Annotated in this window: 17 protein-coding genes and 1 other RNA gene; 8 read left to right on the forward strand and 10 right to left on the reverse strand. The window is 47.9% G+C overall.

Annotated features, from left to right (window positions below; translation table 11 throughout):
* Window positions 1-2 precede the first annotated feature (2 nt).
* Both gspL and gspM read left to right on the forward strand, forming a co-directional pair.
* Window positions 3-1,130: a type II secretion system protein GspL gene (gene gspL, locus ACFQ45_RS02295; protein ID WP_377364903.1), complete on the forward strand. Its 1,128-nt coding sequence runs from the start codon at window positions 3-5 to the stop codon at window positions 1,128-1,130.
* Entirely contained in the window at window positions 1,127-1,645 is a 519-nt protein-coding gene (gspM, locus tag ACFQ45_RS02300) for a type II secretion system protein GspM (protein ID WP_377364905.1), read from the forward strand. The genes gspL and gspM overlap by 4 nt, the downstream gene beginning before the upstream one ends.
* A gap of 9 nt (window positions 1,646-1,654) precedes the next feature.
* Here gspM and ACFQ45_RS02305 read toward each other — a convergent pair whose 3' ends face one another.
* The 3 genes from ACFQ45_RS02305 to ACFQ45_RS02315 form a co-directional block, all read right to left on the reverse strand.
* On the reverse strand, window positions 1,655-2,221 hold the full coding sequence (locus ACFQ45_RS02305) for a 5-formyltetrahydrofolate cyclo-ligase (RefSeq protein ID WP_377364907.1): 567 nt from the start codon (window positions 2,219-2,221) through the stop codon (window positions 1,655-1,657).
* Between the two features lie 6 nt (window positions 2,222-2,227).
* A non-coding RNA gene (ssrS, locus tag ACFQ45_RS02310) (6S RNA) lies at window positions 2,228-2,405 on the reverse strand.
* 124 nt (window positions 2,406-2,529) lie between these two features.
* Entirely contained in the window at window positions 2,530-2,823 is a 294-nt protein-coding gene (locus ACFQ45_RS02315) for a cell division protein ZapA (protein ID WP_377364909.1), read from the reverse strand.
* Window positions 2,824-2,965: 142 nt separating this feature from the next.
* Between ACFQ45_RS02315 and prfB the strand changes: the two genes are divergently transcribed.
* From prfB to hisC, 3 genes are all read left to right on the forward strand, one after another.
* Window positions 2,966-4,061, forward strand: a protein-coding gene (gene prfB / locus ACFQ45_RS02320) for a peptide chain release factor 2 (RefSeq protein ID WP_377364910.1) whose coding sequence is annotated in 2 segments (ribosomal slippage) — window positions 2,966-3,037 and window positions 3,039-4,061 — 1,095 coding nt in all. Because the reading frame shifts where the segments join, the coding sequence is not laid out codon by codon here.
* A 38-nt stretch (window positions 4,062-4,099) separates the two neighbouring features.
* A complete protein-coding gene (gene lysS, locus ACFQ45_RS02325) occupies window positions 4,100-5,602 on the forward strand; it encodes a lysine--tRNA ligase (RefSeq protein WP_377364912.1) in 1,503 nt (500 codons plus the stop codon).
* A gap of 120 nt (window positions 5,603-5,722) precedes the next feature.
* Window positions 5,723-6,775: a histidinol-phosphate transaminase gene (gene hisC / locus ACFQ45_RS02330; protein ID WP_377364914.1), complete on the forward strand. Its 1,053-nt coding sequence runs from the start codon at window positions 5,723-5,725 to the stop codon at window positions 6,773-6,775.
* A gap of 82 nt (window positions 6,776-6,857) precedes the next feature.
* Here the strand turns inward: hisC and dxs are convergent, their stop codons facing one another.
* The 3 genes from dxs to ACFQ45_RS02345 are packed head-to-tail and all read right to left on the reverse strand — an operon-like array spanning window position 6,858 to window position 9,911.
* Window positions 6,858-8,741, reverse strand: coding sequence for a 1-deoxy-D-xylulose-5-phosphate synthase (gene dxs, locus ACFQ45_RS02335; RefSeq protein WP_377364916.1), 1,884 nt, complete (start codon window positions 8,739-8,741; stop codon window positions 6,858-6,860).
* A gap of 49 nt (window positions 8,742-8,790) precedes the next feature.
* A complete protein-coding gene (gene ispA, locus ACFQ45_RS02340; protein ID WP_377364918.1) occupies window positions 8,791-9,672 on the reverse strand; it encodes a (2E,6E)-farnesyl diphosphate synthase in 882 nt (293 codons plus the stop codon).
* A complete protein-coding gene (locus tag ACFQ45_RS02345; RefSeq protein WP_377364920.1) occupies window positions 9,672-9,911 on the reverse strand; it encodes an exodeoxyribonuclease VII small subunit in 240 nt (79 codons plus the stop codon). Before ACFQ45_RS02345 ends, ispA begins: the two co-directional genes overlap by 1 nt.
* 171 nt (window positions 9,912-10,082) lie before the next feature.
* Between ACFQ45_RS02345 and pomA the strand changes: the two genes are divergently transcribed.
* The 3 genes from pomA to dapB all read left to right on the forward strand — a co-directional run bounded on the left by pomA (window position 10,083) and on the right by dapB (window position 12,789).
* Entirely contained in the window at window positions 10,083-10,838 is a 756-nt protein-coding gene (gene pomA, locus ACFQ45_RS02350; protein WP_377364922.1) for a flagellar motor protein PomA, read from the forward strand.
* 33 nt (window positions 10,839-10,871) lie between these two features.
* On the forward strand, window positions 10,872-11,876 hold the full coding sequence (locus tag ACFQ45_RS02355) for a flagellar motor protein MotB (RefSeq protein WP_377364924.1): 1,005 nt from the start codon (window positions 10,872-10,874) through the stop codon (window positions 11,874-11,876).
* A 112-nt stretch (window positions 11,877-11,988) separates the two neighbouring features.
* The gene (dapB, locus tag ACFQ45_RS02360) at window positions 11,989-12,789 is read left to right on the forward strand and encodes a 4-hydroxy-tetrahydrodipicolinate reductase (RefSeq protein WP_377364926.1); all 801 of its coding nucleotides are present in this window, start codon (window positions 11,989-11,991) and stop codon (window positions 12,787-12,789) included.
* A gap of 74 nt (window positions 12,790-12,863) precedes the next feature.
* Here dapB and ACFQ45_RS02365 read toward each other — a convergent pair whose 3' ends face one another.
* The 4 genes from ACFQ45_RS02365 to ACFQ45_RS02380 all read right to left on the reverse strand — a co-directional run bounded on the left by ACFQ45_RS02365 (window position 12,864) and on the right by ACFQ45_RS02380 (window position 16,880).
* Window positions 12,864-13,358: a MarR family winged helix-turn-helix transcriptional regulator gene (locus ACFQ45_RS02365; protein ID WP_377364927.1), complete on the reverse strand. Its 495-nt coding sequence runs from the start codon at window positions 13,356-13,358 to the stop codon at window positions 12,864-12,866.
* 172 nt (window positions 13,359-13,530) lie between these two features.
* On the reverse strand, window positions 13,531-14,919 hold the full coding sequence (locus tag ACFQ45_RS02370) for a cryptochrome/photolyase family protein (RefSeq protein WP_377364929.1): 1,389 nt from the start codon (window positions 14,917-14,919) through the stop codon (window positions 13,531-13,533).
* Between the two features lie 2 nt (window positions 14,920-14,921).
* Window positions 14,922-15,902, reverse strand: a complete 981-nt coding sequence (locus tag ACFQ45_RS02375) for a YbgA family protein (protein ID WP_377364931.1) — start codon at window positions 15,900-15,902, stop codon at window positions 14,922-14,924.
* Between the two features lie 15 nt (window positions 15,903-15,917).
* The gene (locus ACFQ45_RS02380; RefSeq protein WP_377364933.1) at window positions 15,918-16,880 is read right to left on the reverse strand and encodes an NAD(P)/FAD-dependent oxidoreductase; all 963 of its coding nucleotides are present in this window, start codon (window positions 16,878-16,880) and stop codon (window positions 15,918-15,920) included.
* Window positions 16,881-16,901 lie beyond the last annotated feature (21 nt).

Raw genomic sequence — 16,901 nt, forward strand, 5'->3', positions numbered from 1 at the left:
TAGTGTTTAGATTGGTATTACAGTTAAATGAACTGGCGCAATCGGACTATTCTTATGATTGGTGGCTGTTTCTAGGTGCTGAACTGTCAGAGCAAGGGACCTGTGCGTGTCAACAAGACTTCCTTCAAAGTCTGGAACGGCTTATTCCAGATGTTTCCAAACGTAGTGAATTGATTGTCTTACCGCCTTCCTACCGTATTCATTATCGATTACTAGAGGTTCCCAAGCAGCAGTTGCGTCATATCCATCGTTTAACACCTTATTTGATGGAGCCTTTTGTAGGGGAAGCATTAGAAACCATGCATTTTGTGGCTCGTCGTGAAAAGAGCTCGGGTGTGTTTGTGGCAGGCGTATCGACTGAGCTGATGGAGCATTGGCAAGACATTAGCCAATCCGCCCAGTTTATCTCTAGCTTTGTTCTGCCTCCCCAGTACTTTGTGGCTTTAGAAACGACACAACAGGTGGCATTGGAAGGCGACCTGATGGCAGTGAGTCACATGCAAATTTGTCATGTTCCTGAGGTGTTACGTACTTCTCAGGAAGACGTGAAGCAAATCTCGGTGGGCGATATTGTTACTTTTTTGAACAAGGATTCCCAATGGCGTCAGGCATCCCTGTTACAAGGGGCTTTTTCCAATGCTCCAGCCCTAGGTAAGGGCGTTGCTCGTTGGGCTTGGGTAGCAGGCTTATGCATTATCGCCTTATTGGTTCAGACGGTTTTCAATTACCAGCAAGCGGATGCCCTAGATCAGGAGGCATACCAAGTTGAGCAGGCGGGTGCCCAGGCTTTTTTAAAGCTTGCGCCAGAGGAAGGGCGAGTAGTGAATTTAAATAGACAGATTCAGGCTCGTTTAAATGGCCAGATGAGTTCGCCTGAAGTGCAACGAACCCCCTATGAATTTTTAGTGGCTTTAGAAGAAGCGAGCGCTCAACTGACCTTAGGGAATGGTTTGCAGCAGGTTTCTTATCGGGATGGTGGTTATCGTTTTGAGTGGATTGTTACTAATCGAAGCCAATTAGAAAGGCTTCAAAATCAGCTGCGTGAAGCCGGTTTCCAAGCCCAATTAGCCCAAGTGATTCGTTCTGATCAAAGCTACCGGGGCGTCTTTGTCGTGCAGGGAGGTTTATGATGAAACAGTGGTTTGTTCAGCAGTTTCAACAAAGCCCAAGTCTGTATGCCATTTGGCTGGCTTTCTGCGCCCGCACTCAGCGAGAGCGTTTGTTGATCATGGTTGGCTTGGCGCTTCTTTTGGTCCTTGGGTTGTTTTATGGTGTTTGGCAACCGGCTTATCAAGCGAAGCTGGATGCACAGCAAAGGCTCACGAGGGCGAATGGGCAATATCAGCAATTGTTAGTGAATGCACAACAGATTGCTTCCAGTAAAGTTTCTGAGCCGACTTTTGAGGACAGAGATGGAACAGAGCTATTGCAGGTAGTGAACTTGGCATCAAGTCAGACGCAATTCGCTGCCGACCGGATTAACTTCGAAGGACAAGATAGCTTGCAGATCTGGGCCAGTAACGTGCCCTTTGCTCGGGTATCTGCTTGGTTGAATGCTTTAGGAGAGCAGCAAGTTATGATTGATGACTTTCAGCTAGAGCGAGTGTCTGACGGACAAGTGAATGTCCGTATCACTCTTGATTAATTAAATGGTCTAGCGCTCGCAGTTAATGAACCGAGTGGGCGTTAAGATTCCCGACAGGGGAACATCCCAGGAGGCCGTAGGTAATAGAGGGACCTCTTGGCAATCATGGGCTAAGCCAATGAGTTTTGTGGTGGCGGCTTTATGTTCAAAGGTTCGATCATAGAAACCACCCCCCATGCCTAGGCGATCACCTTTTTGATCGAATCCGACTAAGGGCATAAAGACCCAATCTAAGTCCGCTCCCGTAATGGGATTCGGGTCAATAGGCTCCAAAATACCAAAGCGATTCTTTTGCCAGTCAGAGTCTTGCTCATAACGAGCGAAAACAAGGGCTTTGCCATCCAGTACGGGAAGGTAAACTTGAATATTCTGCTGCCAGCACCATTGGCACAGGTCAGCAGGTGAGATTTCCCCATCATTAGCAAGGTATAGGGCGACTTTGTCATTGCTTTGAAGGGGAACTTGACTGCGCAGTACGTCTAATAAGGCAGACGCTGCGGCATCTTGTTCTCTATCGGAAAGTTGCTGTCGTCTAAGGCGAAGTTCGCTGCGAAGAGATTGTCGATCAGAAGACATAAAAAAGGGTTTCCCAAGTTGCCGTTTCGGCTATTGGCCTTGAACCCAGTGGTTCAAGGTGGAAATCACTGAGGGTCTTTAGGCTTTCCGTCGCACGGACATGCTCACCGAACCTACAGGCTCATTCCGGGGTATTGCTCATAGGCTCAAGGGCGTTAAGCCGCTTCGAACAACCCAGGAAACACAGCCATTATAGGGGAGATGTCGCGAAAAATCACCCGACTAAAAAACGGAGGTTTTTAGCTGCATGAAGATTTTTCGTGTAAAAAAATCTTATTTTAGCTTGCTTGAACAAACATTAAGCAGGCTTAACCCACTTTGCTGTGCTGACCAAGAGCTGAGTCTAGTTGCGAGGTTAGCTCACGCAATTGCTGTTCATTATTGCGTGCGTAACGTCGACTTGCTAGCAAATCATGGGACAAGTTTAAAGCCGCAATGATGGCAATTTTTTCAAGACCGATGACTTTTCCGCTTGCTCGTAATTCGCGCATTTGGTTATTCAGGTATTCTGCAGCTTCTTTTAATTCTGCTTCGTGACCTTTAGGGCAATTGATATTGAACGACTTGCCCAGAATGTCGACAGCAACAGTTGGCTTTTCCATGATATCTCCGACAGCCCGATAGGCGCTTAATGAATTGAATTTCCATTATTTTCGCAACGAATACATTTTATGCCGCAGGTAAATTCGTTACAATTGGCGATTACTTAAATCCACTGAAAATTTATAGCAAATTGACGAAAAAATGGAAATAAATCCGATACTTTTAAAGATCAAAGACCTGACTGAACGTACGAAAGTGCTTCGGGGGTATCTTTGACTACGATGTAAAGCAAGAACGACTCGAAGAAGTTAGCCGCGAATTAGAAGATCCTGATGTTTGGAATGACCCTGACTATGCTCAAAAATTGGGTAAAGAGCGGGCGTCCCTAGAAAATGTCGTCACCACAATCGATAACATGGAAGCGGGCCTAGAGGATGCTTCTGTCTTATTGGATATGGCGGTTGAAGAAAAAGACGAAGACTCGGTAGAAGCCGTTCAACTTGAGTTAGAGGATCTGGAAAGTCAGTTAGCGACTCTTGAGTTCCGACGTATGTTTTCTCAGGAAATGGACCCAAACCATGCCTTCTTGGATATTCAAGCAGGTTCCGGTGGCACCGAAGCACAAGATTGGGCCAATATGCTGCTGCGCATGTATTTGCGTTGGGGTGAGGACAAAGGTTTCAAAGTGGATTTGATTGAGGTATCCGCTGGGGAAGTGGCTGGTATCAAGTCTGCAACCGTTCGTTTTGAAGGGGAATACGCCTTTGGTTGGTTGCGCACCGAGACGGGTGTACATCGTTTAGTACGTAAATCGCCATTTGACTCGGGCAACCGTCGTCATACGTCATTTGCTTCTGTGTTCGTTTCACCAGAAATTGATGACAACGTGGAAATCGATATTAACCCTGCAGATTTACGTACTGACACTTACCGTTCATCCGGAGCGGGTGGTCAGCACGTTAACACTACTGACTCTGCGGTGCGTATTACCCACGTGCCATCGGGCATTGTGGTGCAATGTCAGAATCAACGCTCTCAGCATGCTAACCGTGACTTCGCCATGAAGCAGTTGCGTGCAAAATTATATGAAATGGAAATGCAAAAGCGCTCGGAAGCCGCTCAGGCGTTAGAAGACAATAAGTCTGATATCGGTTGGGGAAGCCAGATCCGTTCCTATGTGTTGGATGCCTCTCGCATTAAAGACCTACGCACTAGCGTAGAAACGTCCAATACAGGTGCCGTCCTAGATGGTAATTTGGATCAATTTATCGTTGCGAGCCTTAAGCAAGGCCTCTAAAGCACTAAACTTATTTTTAAAGAGTAGATAAACACATCATGTCTAACGAAACTCAAAACGAAGCAGTCGCAAATACTGAAGATAACCGTTTAGTGGCTGAGCGTCGTGCCAAGCTAGAAGCGATTCGCGCTGAGCGTAATGCTTTCCCAAATACTTTTCGCCGTGACGCCTACGCCGCTGATCTACAGGCTGAATTTGGTGAGCTAGAAAAGGCAGCCTTGGAAGAAAAAGATCATAAGGTCAGCATTGCAGGTCGTATCGTTCGTAACCGTGGTGCTTTCATGTTGCTTCAAGACATGACTGGTCAAATTCAAGCCTATGTAAACCGCAAAGCCTTGTCTCCTGAGCTGTTGGCTGAGCAGAAAACTTGGGACCTTGGTGACATCATTGGTGTGAGCGGTCCAGTGCACAAATCTGGTAAAGGTGACTTGTACATTGACATGCAAGAAGCCCAATTGCTCACTAAATCTTTGCGTCCATTGCCTGACAAACACCATGGTCTAGCCGACATGGAAATGCGCTACCGTCAGCGTTACGTTGATTTGATCGTAAACCAAGAGTCTCGCGAAACCTTCCAAGTGCGTTCTAAAATCATTTCAACGATTCGTCGTTTTCTAGAAGATCGTCGCTTCATGGAAGTGGAAACGCCAATGCTGCAAACCATCCCAGGTGGTGCTTCTGCACGTCCATTTGTGACACATCACAATGCCATGGACATGAGCATGTTCTTGCGTATTGCCCCAGAGCTTTACTTGAAGCGTTTGGTGGTAGGTGGTTTTGAGCGTGTGTTCGAGATTAACCGTAACTTCCGTAACGAAGGCGTATCTACTCGACACAATCCTGAATTCACTATGATCGAATTCTACCAAGCCTATGCGGATTACAAAGATCTAATGGATCTAACCGAAGACATGCTACGCACAGTGGCTGAGAAGGTTCTAGGTACGACTAAAGTGACTTACCAAGGTTCTGAGTATGACTTTGGTGCGCCATTTGTCCGCATGACCATGCTGGAGTCTATTCTGCACTACAACCCTGAGTTGACTGCGGAAGATTTGGATTCGGTGGAAAAGGCAACAGAAGTGGCTAAGAAACTGAAAATTGATGTTAAGCCAATCTGGGGGCTAGGTAAGCTTTGGACGGAAATTTTTGAAGAAACCGCTGAGCATAAATTGGATCAGCCGACCTTCATTACTGAATACCCAGCAGAAGTATCGCCTCTAGCCCGTCGTAACGATGACAATGAGTTCATTACTGATCGCTTTGAATTCTTTGTCGGTGGTCGTGAAATCGCAAACGGCTTCTCGGAGCTTAATGACTCAGAAGACCAAGCGGCACGTTTCCGTCGTCAGGTAGAAGAGAAAGATGCAGGTGATGACGAAGCCATGCACTACGACGCTGATTACATCAACGCTCTAGAGTACGGCCTACCACCGACTGCGGGTGAAGGTATTGGTATCGACCGCTTGGTGATGTTGTTCACCGATGCGCCGTCAATCCGTGACGTATTGTTGTTCCCACATATGCGCCCTCAGGACTAGTCCGAGGCCGGATAGTGAACTGATCAAAGTAATATGTATAAGGCCTCAATAGAGGCCTTATTTTGTTGTGATTGTAACGATGCACTGCCTAATAATAGGGGCAGCGTAGGAGCTAAGAGAATGAGCCGTTTCTGGACAGATAAGATCGCTTCCCTTGACCCATATGTACCAGGGGAACAGCCACAAGATAAGCAGTACATTAAGCTAAATACTAACGAAAGCCCATACAGCCCATCGCCGAAGGCGTTGGCAGCCATGACGGAACAAGTGAGCGAAAAGCTTCGCCTTTACCCAGATCCAAACTGTCAGACTTTGAAAAACGCTTTAGCCACCACTTATTCGGTTAAGCCAAACCAAGTATTTGTTGGGAATGGCTCTGATGAGGTGTTGGCGCTGGCGTTTATGGGCTACTTCACGGGGGATAAGCCCCTTGCGTTTGCCGACATTACCTACAGCTTTTATAAGGTGTACGCGAATCTATATGACATTAAGCCGCAGCTCATTCCTCTAACAGATACGTTTGATATTGCCCCATCTGACTACGAGAACTTAGATGTGTCTGGGGTGGTGGTCACCAACCCGAATGCGCCAACGGGTAAAGCGCTGCCTTTGTCTGACATTGAAAAGATTTTGCAGGCAAACCCAGATGTGGTGGTGTTAGTAGATGAAGCCTATGTGGACTTTGGTGCCGAAAGTGCAGTGACCTTAGTGGATCAGTATCCCAATCTGTTAGTGGTACAGACCTTCTCTAAATCCCGTGCTTTGGCTGGGATTCGTGTAGGCTACGCCATCGGTCACCCTGACCTGATTGATGGGCTAGAACGTCTGAAAAACTCATTTAACTCCTACCCGATTGATCGTATCGCCTTAGCGGGCGCCACGGCTGCGGTAGAAGATGGAAAGTACCTCCAAGACATCTGTGACAAAACCATTGCTACTCGAAGCTGGGCGGTAACCGAGCTAGAAAAGTTAGGTTTTGAGGTGTTGCCATCTGCGACAAACTTTGTGTTTGTGACCCATCCTGAGCGTAGTGCCGAAGCGTTATACTTAAATCTAAAAGAGCAGGGGATTCTTGTTCGTTACTTTGGTAATAAGCCAAGAATTGGCAACTACTTGCGTATTACCATCGGCACAGATGAAGAGATGGCGGCATTGATCTCAGCACTTAAATAAGTGTGGTCAGCTGATCATATCCCACTAAAAAAGGCGCCTCGGCGCCTTTTTTGTGAACGTTTGCTTTGTCCAAGCTAAACAGTTAGATCGCAGAAAGTTTAGTTTCGATGGCTTTTTGAATACCCTCTGCATCAAGGCCAATACGCTTCAGCATTGCGCTATGGCTAGCATGTTCTTCATATTGATCAGGTAGTCCCAAATGAAGTACAGGGGTGCAGATGTGCTGGCTTTGTAAGAATTCACTGACTCCTGAGCCCGCGCCACCCATGATGGCGTTTTCTTCTACTGTTACAAACAGCTTGGCCTCTTTATGCTGCAGCAGTGCGGCTTCATCCAGAGGTTTAACAAAGCGCATATCTATAAGCGTTGCGTCCAAGGCTTCGGCAGCCTGTTGTGCATCAAAAGTAGGTCGACCAAAACCGCAGATTACAATGCCACTCTGGCCTTCTCGAAGGGTGCGGGATTGTCCAATTTCTAGGGTTTCAAGGTTAGGGCTGATAACAGCACCACGTCCTGTTCCACGGGGGTAGCGTACGGCAGCAGGGCCTTGATGGGCGTAGCCGGTTTGCAGCATAGCGCGACACTCTGCTTCGTCTGAAGGCGCCATAGCAATCATGTTTGGAATACAGCGTAAGTAGCTTAAATCGTAAGCTCCCGCATGTGTTGGTCCGTCTTCACCGACTAGGCCTGCTCGATCAATCGCAAATAAAACATCGAGATTTTGCAGGGCAACATCATGGATGAGTTGATCGTAGGCACGCTGTAAGAAGGTCGAATAAATGGCTACAACAGGCTTTAGACCATCGCAGGCCATACCTGCCGCCAAGGTCACCGCATGTTGCTCGGCAATCGCCACGTCAAAGTAGCGAGTGGGGTAGCTGTCTGCGAACTCAATTAGGTCTGAGCCTTCTTTCATGGCTGGGGTAATAGCCACCAATTTTTCATCTTGCTCTGCTGCGTCACATACCCAGCGGCCAAAAACATTGCTGTATTTTGGGGGAGTTGGAGCTTTGGACTCATTGGACGGCTTTGGATCTGGCTCCACTTTGTTAATGGCGTGGTAGCCAATGGGGTCCCCTTCGGCTGGTTCAAAGCCTTTGCCTTTTTTGGTGATCACATGGAGGAACTGGGGGCCTTTGCGATCCTTAAGGTTATTTAGGGTTTGGGTCAAGAGTTCTACGTCGTGTCCATCGATCGGGCCAATATAATTAAAGCCTAACTCTTCAAACATGGTGCCTGGAGCCACCATACCTTTCATATGTTCTTCAGCTTTACGAGCCAGCTCTAACGCAGAAGGTAAGCCAGAGAAAACCTTACGGCCTCCTTCGCGGATGTTTTCGTAAGTCTTGCTGGCCCAAATTCGTGCAAGGGAACTAGATAGGGCGCCTACAGGCTTAGAAATGGACATTTCGTTGTCATTCAAAATCACCAGCATGTCGGCTTCCACGTCGCCTGCGTGGTTAAGTGCTTCGAAGGCCATACCAGCAGACATAGCGCCATCACCAATGATGGCGACCGCTTTACGTCCTGTGTCTAGTTGACGAGCCGCTAGGGCCATACCCAGTGCGGCACCAATGGACGTACTAGAATGACCAACGCCGAACGTGTCGAATTCACTTTCTTCCCGTTTAGGGAAGCCTGAAATACCGCCTTCTTGGCGAATGGTAAGGAGTGCGTCCCTACGTCCCGTTAGAATTTTGTGAGGGTAGGCCTGATGACCCACATCCCATACGATTCGATCTTCTGGTGTGTTGAAGACATAATGCAAGGCGACAGTTAACTCAATTACGCCAAGTCCAGCGCCAAAATGACCGCCCGTTTGGCCGACGCTGTAAAGCATGAATGAGCGCAACTCTCGAACCAGTGTTGAGAGCTCTTTTTTATCCAGATCGCGCAAATCCGCAGGCGTGTCTATTTGATCTAGTAAAGGCGTCAAGGGACGCGTTGTTGGTATCGTTTCGAACATGGGCACCAAAAGGTCACTTCAATGAGTCGTAAAATAGCGATGAATTATATCAGTGGTTGCGGGCAATAATATAGTTAGCCAGCTCTACTAATGGTCTTGCTTTGTCACCAAATGGGGCAATTTGTGCAACAGCTTCATCGTGCAGACGTTTTGCTAAGGCTTGCGCACCTTCTAAACCGAGTAATTTCGGATAGGTAGGCTTGTTGGCGTCTTCGTCTGAAAATTGGTTTTTGCCAAGCGTTTGGGTATCACTGGTGATGTCTATAATGTCGTCTTGAACTTGGAAGGCCAAGCCAATTGCGGCAGCGTAAGCGTCTAACGCATTCAAATCTGATTCGCTGCTGACGCCAACACTTTGCGCCCCCATTTTCACTGCGGCGCGAATCAAGGCTCCGGTTTTGTGGCGGTGCATTTGTTCTAGTGCAGTGATGTCGATCTGCTTGTCCACATTGGACAGGTCAATCATTTGCCCTGTGACCATGCCAAAGCGTCCAGAGGCGTTTTGTAGGGTTTGAATTAAGGTTAATTGAACCGTCGGCGCCTCCAGCTCTGGCTGGCTAAGTAGCTCAAAAGCAAAAGTCTGTAGTGCATCGCCTGCCAGAATAGCCGTCGCTTCGTCAAATTGAATATGACAAGTCGGTTTGCCGCGACGGAGGTTGTCATCGTCCATGGCCGGTAGATCATCGTGGATTAGGGAGTAGGCATGGATGCTTTCTACCGCCGCTGCACTGGCATCTGTTAAGGCATTCGCGCCACCAAACAGCTCGGCTACCGCATAGGTCAACATAGGACGTACCCGTTTGCCACCGTTAAATAAACTGTAGCGCATGGCTTGGTGAAGGTGGTCAGCAGGGGGGTAGGCATCCAGAGCTTGATCTAAATATTGGTCAACTCGATCCCGAGCATACTGGGAAAATTGCTCTAAGTTCACTATTCTGATTCCGGATCAAAAGGTTCTAGGCGTTCGCCTTCGTTGGTTTCAAGCAGTACTTGGACTTTTTGTTCAGCTTGAGTCAATACGGACTGACAGTCTTGACTGAGTTTGACACCTTTTTCAAAGGCTTTAAGAGCATCTTCTAATGACAACTGATTGGACTCAAGTTGTGCGACGATGCTCTCTAATTCAGATAGGTTTTCTTCAAAATGACGGACACTGGTTTTGCGAGACATAAATACTTCTCTTTTGGTAACCTACAATTTGTAACAGAATTCCGCTTATTTCTCGAGTGTTGTCACGCTCTGTATACAAAATTGTGACCTCAGCATAGGACGTGGGGCCAGTTATTGTTTAAAATGATTTTTAATTGAGTTGCATTATAGCTTTATTCGTAGGAGACGTGTGTGGATATCGCAACGTTAATTGGCCTCATAGGGGCTTTTGTAATCGTCATCATGGCCATTTTCTTGGGCGGTTCAGCAGGGATGTTTCTCGATCCTGCGTCCTGCTTGATTGTACTGATTGGTTCTACGTTCGTTGTGTTAATGCAATACCCTCTCTCCCAGTTCTTAGGAGCAGGGAAGTCGGCTGCTAAAGCGTTTATGTTTAAAAGCGTGCCTGTAGATGCTTTGATCGATGAAATCTATGGTCTTGCTGATGAGGCGCGTAAAGGCGGTTTGCTTTCCTTAGAAGGTAAAGAGGTGAGTCACCCATTTCTCTCCAAAGGTATTCAGATGTTGGTGGACGGTCATGACGGTTCCGTTGTCCGCAGCCAATTATCGCGGGATATGAATCAGGCCTTTGTACGCCATGATAACGGTGCCAAGATCTTTAAGGCATTTGGTGATACGGGACCTGCAATGGGGATGATCGGGACCTTGGTGGGTCTGGTACAGATGTTGGCCAACATGGATGACCCGAAAGCGATCGGTCCAGCCATGGCGGTTGCCTTGTTGACCACTCTTTATGGTGCCATGTTGGCAAACATGGTGTGTTTGCCGATCCAAGCCAAGCTACAAAACCGAGCTAACGAAGAGCTTTTGTGCCAAAAGCTTATTCTCGATGCGCTCTTAGCCATTCAAGCGGGTCAAAACCCTCGTGTCTTGGATGGTGCCCTGAAAACCTACCTTGCTGAAGGCAAGCGTGTTGAGCGTGAATAATCTTTTGCCTTGCTGTAACTGGAAGTTTGCTGAATGAGTGACGAAGAAGAAAACGACTGCCCCGAATGTATAGAAGGCCTCCCGGCATATATGGGGACATTCGCCGACTTGATGTCGTTGCTGATGTGTTTCTTTGTGCTGTTATTGTCCTTTGCTGAGATGGACGTGCTGAAGTTTAAGCAACTGGCGGGCTCCATGCGCGAAGCCTTTGGTGTGCAAAAACAGATCGAAGCGGAATCCATCCCTATGGGGACCTCTATCATTGCTCAGGAGTTTAGCCCGGGTCGACCAGAACCAACGCCTATTAATGAAGTGCGACAAAAGGCAGACGATCGTCCTGAAAATACTCTGGAAGTGATGTGTAAACCTGATACAGCCGAGTTGAATGAGCAAGATGGTGCGGGGCAGCCCTCGCCAAATATGACGGTGGACAAGTCCCAAGCGGATTTGCAGCGAGAACAACAGATCCAGCAGACTGAAGAAGACGCACAGCAGGTGGCATCGATCCTCCGTGAGGAAGTTTCCAAAGGCACGGTTGAAGTGGAGACCCAAGAGCAGACCATTACCATTCGCTTGAAGGATAAAGGGTCTTTTGAGTCTGGTTCTGCTGAATTGAATTACGACTTTATCCCAATCATTGATATGGTGAGAGATGTTTTGGTGGGGTTAAAAGGCTCCATTGCGGTGGAAGGGCATACGGATAATATCCCGATCGACACGGCACGTTTTAACTCCAACTGGCAGTTGTCTTCTGCTCGAGCTATCTCTGTGGCAGAGGAATTGTTTTCTACAGGACAGTTGGATCAAAGCCGATTTGCTGTAACAGGCTTTGCTGATGCACGACCATTGGTGCCAAATGATACGCCTGGCAATCGAGCGACTAACCGTCGGGTAGAAATTGTCATCAATCAAAATGACTTGGTACGGACGAATGTGATTGAGCCTGAGTACCCACCAGGTTTTGGTGAAGACGAGAATGATGACCTTTTCACCGAAGGTGATTCGGGATTCCAGCTAGCGCCGAATGAGATTTTCTAGTCAATCACAGCAAGATAAAGCGGCCAATAGGCCGCTTTTTTTGTTTCTAAAGCTGAGTTATGAGCTAAATTTTGGTATCTTTCAGCGCACATTCAGTCGAGGATAATGAATAATGCGAATTGCAGTGATCGGTGCAGCCGGGCGCATGGGGAAATACTTGATCCAAGCGACGGCTGAAGCAGAAGGCGTCACGTTAGGCGCAGCGATTTTACGACCTGGTAGCTCCCTAGTTGGTGCAGACGCAGGTGAAATAGCCGGCGTGGGTAAGCTAGGTGTGGCAGCCGTGGATAGTATCCAAGCCTGTGCAGAAGACTTTGATGTGTTGATTGACTTCACGCCACCAGGTTTGACTATTCAAAATGCCACCGCTTGTGCCCAGCTGGGTAAGGCCGTGGTGATTGGGACCACAGGCCTAAGCGATGAAGAAAAAAACCAGCTGAATGCTTTGGCAGAGAAAACTTCTATTGTCTTCGCACCAAACATGAGTGTTGGGGTTAACCTAACCTTGAAACTCTTGGCCATGGCTGCTGAGATTCTTGGGGATGACTACGATGTTGAGATCGTTGAAGCCCATCACCGTCATAAGGTGGATTCTCCATCAGGTACAGCGCTGCGCATGGGTGAAGTGGTTGCAGAGGCTCTAGGCCGCGACTTGAACGAGTGTGCTGTGTACGGACGAGAAGGTAAGATTGGTCCACGTACTCAAAAAGAAATCGGTTTTGAAACCATTCGTGCAGGGGATGTTGTAGGCGATCACAGTGTTTGGTTTGCAACGGAAGGTGAGCGCATTGAAATCGTTCATAAAGCCAGTAGCCGTATGACTTTTGCAAAAGGTGCTGTGCGTGCAGCCGCTTGGCTAGAAGGTAAAAAATCAGGTTTGTTCGATATGCAGGATGTTCTAAATCTGAAGTAATGGGTTCTCCCTCTATCGACAATAAAAAAAGGCCGCTTAGCGGCCTTTTTTAGGTTTATGCGATTGCCTAGTGACTAGTAATTGTCGTGGCTCGTAGTCGGGGCATGAATATCAAGCAGAGGTGCCGCATCAAGGTTTTCTGCATTCATCATCATAGCAACCCTTTGTAGGGAAGATAGCATCTGCGTTTGTTCCCAGCCATCCAATGCTTCAAATTCAGCAATGAATTTTTCGTGTAGCAAAGGCGGTGTTGTTAGCAACATCTCGGTGCCAGACTCCGTTAGGCGAGCGTTAACAATACGCTTGTCTTTTTGTGCGCGAACCCGTTCAACCAGCTTTCGCTCTTCTAGTCGATTAAGAATCGTAGTTACTGTGGCTTGGCTCAAAGAAACATTGTCAGAAATACGACGTACAGTAACGTCTCCCAGCTCTTCGATAGCACGAAGTACCATGATTTGAGGGATGGTCAGGCCACATGCTTTTACAACCCGCTTGGACTGCAGATCAGTGGCGCGGATAATGCGGCGTAGGTGGACGAGTACGTCATGTAAATGTTGTGATTCGGGCATACTTAATTTATTCAGCACTTAGTTGGGTATAGATTTGGCGCGCATTATAGAGCTTACAGAGAGGTTGGGAAATCCCTGTCACAAAATAATGTTCAGAATCCTAATGATTAGACTTCAAAATAATAGTGCTGAGACAAAAAGTCAAATGCCTTATATTAGTTGCTGCTTTTATTCACTTTAAATCCTCGAACGCGGAAATGGCCTTTTTTCGGGCTGCTTTGTAATCAATGATGGGGGCTTGGTAGCCAATTTTTGACCGGACAGATGGAGCTGGATCGTGAATCTCTTTTGCCGACAGAGGTTTAAGTTCGGGAACAAAGCGCTTAATAAACTCGCCATCTGGATCGAAACGCTCGGACTGTCTTGTAGGATTAAAGACACGGAAATAAGGCGCGGCATCACAGCCAGTGGAGGCACTCCATTGCCAGCCACCGTTGTTGGCGGCGAACTCACCATCAATAAGTTTAGACATAAAGTAGGCTTCCCCCTTACGCCAGTCGATCAAGAGTAACTTAGTGAGGAAGCTAGCAGTAATCATACGTAGGCGATTATGCATCCAGCCCGTTTGGTTTAATTGGCGCATGGCGGCATCGACAATTGGGAAACCTGTCTTGCCTTCGCACCATGCCTGAAACAGCTGCTCGCTATCATTCCATCTCACCTGTTGGGTTTCAGGTTTAAAGGGCAGAGATTTTGATAAATCGGGGAAATGCCCCATGAGTTGTTTGTAGAAATCCCGCCAAGCGAGTTCTTTAAGCCAAACGCTCGCTTGCCAGTCACGATTATTTTGTTGTGAGACATACATGATGGCTTCAAGACAGTCTCTCGGGCCAATTGCTCCCAGGGCTAAATAAGGTGAGAGAAGGCTGGTGCCAGGAACGGCAGGGAAGTCCCTATCTTCATCATACTGGGCTTCTTTATTGTGGCAAAAACGCCATAGCTTCTCACGGATGGCTTGGTAATCCGCTGGCCAAAGGTCATCGCGAAAGTCCTTACTACGAAAGCTTTGATGGTCGGAATGTATGCTTTCAGATTGAGCCTTTGGCTCAGGGTAGGGGCTGCTTAATTGCTGGATGAGTATCTGCAACCAACGTTTATAAAAAGGGGTAAAAACCTTGAACGGTCCGTTCTGCTGGTTCAATACGGGAGTGGGGACAATCAAGTCAGGTGCCAGTCTTTGGCAAGCAATTTTGCCTTCCTCTAGGGCTTGCGCCACTTTGTCATCTCTTTGTGCTTCGTGCACAGGCAATTCATTTTGCCACCACACTTGTTGGTAATGGTGTTCTGAGCACAGTGCTGGAATGGCTTTGGCGCAATCGCTGAAGCGTTTAAGGTGCAACACATGCAGGGAAATGTTGAGGGATTTAGCTTGCAGAAACAGCGTATCGATGAGTTGTTCCCGCAGGGCGAATTTTGCCTCTGATTCGTTGTGTTCTTGCCACTGCCCTGGGGTCAAGCAAACCACAAGAGCAATGTCACCCTGTTGTTGAGCTTCATAGATGGCTGGGTGATCGGCTAATCTTAGGTCGTTTCTTAGCCATACTAACTGGGTTGCTGACATGGTTACACCGTATTCCTAATGCCAAGTTTTTTGGGGTAAGGGGCAAAGTAGCGCTGTGCCTTAACGTAATCACTGCCGTAGTGCTTCAGGTAGTGGTACAGCAGTGTCGTGGGGGTAGTGAGATTCACCTCTCCACGACGGTACTGCTCTACTACGTCTAATATGTCCTTGCGGATCTCCACATCTACTTGGCGCTTGAGGTAGCCCACTAGGTGCATGAGAACATTGCAGTGGTTACGGCGTTTTGCTGGGCGACCAATAGCCTGCATGAAATCATGGAAATAGCGTTCCGCTAGATCTTCAATAGGGCATTTTTCTTGCCCAGAGAGTAGTTTTCCAAGGGCCTTGTAGGCGGGCTGAGAGTGGGCCATAACAACGTATTTATAACGACTGTGGTAGTCCAGTAACGCTTTCATAGAGAGTTGGTTTTGTACCGTGTGGCGAAACTCATGGTGGGCAAACACTCGCAAGATAAAGTTTTCTCGCAGGGCTGGGTCGTTGAGGCGGCCGTCTTCCTCAATCGGCAACAACGGAAAGCGTTCTTGCAGTGCTTGGGTAAACAGTCCGGCAACACGCTGCATATGAGGGTGGCCATTTTTTTGGTACACCTTGATGCGTTCTAGGCCGCAGGATGGGGAGTTTTTCATCACGATATAGCCATCCAAAGCAGGCATCTGGTCCAAGTAGCGTTTGTTGGCTTGGTTCAATTGATCTGATAGATCCTCGCCAGACTTGTTAGAAAAGGTAAGTCGAGGAGCATTTGGGTCCCCCTCTAATCGCATGGTTGGTCGAGGTGTACCAAAGCCTGCTGCCACTTCAGGGCAAAACTTCTGATAATCAAAATGTTCTGAAAGGGGCCCTAGGCAATAAGTAGAGCGGCTATGACCGCCATTAAAACGAACATTTTCCCCCAGTAGGCAAGCGCTGATGCCAACAGGGATTTTGTGATCAAGGAAATCTGGATGAAAGTTGTTAGCGTTCATGGTGCTCTCCTGACTCTATAAAAATGAGATGCTTGATAGCACTTTGTCGGCGGCAAATTTGGCGCTTAATACGGCACCTTCGCCATCACCTTGGCAGAGCCAGTCCCCAATGACGATTAACTTAAGAGCTGGATCATATAAAAATGGCTTGTTGGAAGTGACGACTGCTTGACGTCCTAGCAACCAGCGGTGGGGCGTGCCTTGCTCTACTGCCGTCAGGCCTGTGGCGGTTTCGAATGCATGGATCATGTCTTTCTGCACTTGGGTTTTATCGTCGTCAATGTGTTGCTGACCCCAGGTTGTGGTGCTTTGAATAACCCAAGTGTCCAACTCACTTTGCATTCGTTGTGGCTTGTCTGAATCCTTGATTAGGGTTTGCAGTACTTCATTTGGGACAAGCTGCAATGGTGCTTGATCACTTTTCTCAGTACGTAGCCACATGCTCCATTGAGGTTGAGTGGCCGCACTGGATTGGTTGGCATTCAGTAACAGATTAGGGGTGTTAGGAACGGTAGCCAACAGCATGGCAGCCTGTGTAGCAGGGGTGGCAATGACCAGTGCTTGAGCTTTGATTATGGGTTGGTACTTGTCGTCTCGCAGCAGCCAATGGTCCCCTCGACGTTCTAAATGTTGTACACGTTGTTGTGTTATCAAGGGGGTGTCACCTGCTAGGTAGCGGCTGATAGCAGACATGCGTGGAACGCCTACATGTCCGCTTTGCCAGCTGGCCAGTACGTTTGCGTTAAGCAGTGTGTCCCTAAGTTCCATTAGGTCGGGGTCATGAAAACTAATGATGCTTGCCCCAAGCTCCACACTACCTTGTTCTAATCGTTTGCTGCCGGCACGACCGCCCGTACCACGAGATTTATCTATGAGTGTCGTTGCAATGCCTTGTCGATTGGCGAAATAAGCCATGCTGGTACCAGCGAGGCCAGCACCAATAATGGCTAGGGAGGTTGTCGGGATAGCGTTTGACATGGCGGTCTTTGCTCCAAATGC

The organism is Rhodanobacter aciditrophus, assembly GCF_042679525.1.
Classification (GTDB): Bacteria; Pseudomonadota; Gammaproteobacteria; order Pseudomonadales; family Marinomonadaceae; genus Marinomonas; species Marinomonas aciditrophus.

What these genes read in the sequence shown, in the direction of transcription:
- gspM (WP_377364905.1), top strand. Translation starts at nt 1,127, where the DNA reads ATGATGAAACAGTGGTTTGTTCAGCAGTTTCAACAAAGCCCAAGTCTG.
- ACFQ45_RS02305 (WP_377364907.1), bottom strand. Translation starts at nt 2,221, where the DNA reads ATGTCTTCTGATCGACAATCTCTTCGCAGCGAACTTCGCCTTAGACGA.
- ACFQ45_RS02315 (WP_377364909.1), bottom strand. Translation starts at nt 2,823, where the DNA reads ATGGAAAAGCCAACTGTTGCTGTCGACATTCTGGGCAAGTCGTTCAAT.
- lysS (WP_377364912.1), top strand. Translation starts at nt 4,100, where the DNA reads ATGTCTAACGAAACTCAAAACGAAGCAGTCGCAAATACTGAAGATAAC.
- hisC (WP_377364914.1), top strand. Translation starts at nt 5,723, where the DNA reads ATGAGCCGTTTCTGGACAGATAAGATCGCTTCCCTTGACCCATATGTA.
- dxs (WP_377364916.1), bottom strand. Translation starts at nt 8,741, where the DNA reads ATGTTCGAAACGATACCAACAACGCGTCCCTTGACGCCTTTACTAGAT.
- ACFQ45_RS02345 (WP_377364920.1), bottom strand. Translation starts at nt 9,911, where the DNA reads ATGTCTCGCAAAACCAGTGTCCGTCATTTTGAAGAAAACCTATCTGAA.
- ACFQ45_RS02355 (WP_377364924.1), top strand. Translation starts at nt 10,872, where the DNA reads ATGAGTGACGAAGAAGAAAACGACTGCCCCGAATGTATAGAAGGCCTC.
- dapB (WP_377364926.1), top strand. Translation starts at nt 11,989, where the DNA reads ATGCGAATTGCAGTGATCGGTGCAGCCGGGCGCATGGGGAAATACTTG.
- ACFQ45_RS02365 (WP_377364927.1), bottom strand. Translation starts at nt 13,358, where the DNA reads ATGCCCGAATCACAACATTTACATGACGTACTCGTCCACCTACGCCGC.
- ACFQ45_RS02370 (WP_377364929.1), bottom strand. Translation starts at nt 14,919, where the DNA reads ATGTCAGCAACCCAGTTAGTATGGCTAAGAAACGACCTAAGATTAGCC.
- ACFQ45_RS02375 (WP_377364931.1), bottom strand. Translation starts at nt 15,902, where the DNA reads ATGAACGCTAACAACTTTCATCCAGATTTCCTTGATCACAAAATCCCT.
- ACFQ45_RS02380 (WP_377364933.1), bottom strand. Translation starts at nt 16,880, where the DNA reads ATGTCAAACGCTATCCCGACAACCTCCCTAGCCATTATTGGTGCTGGC.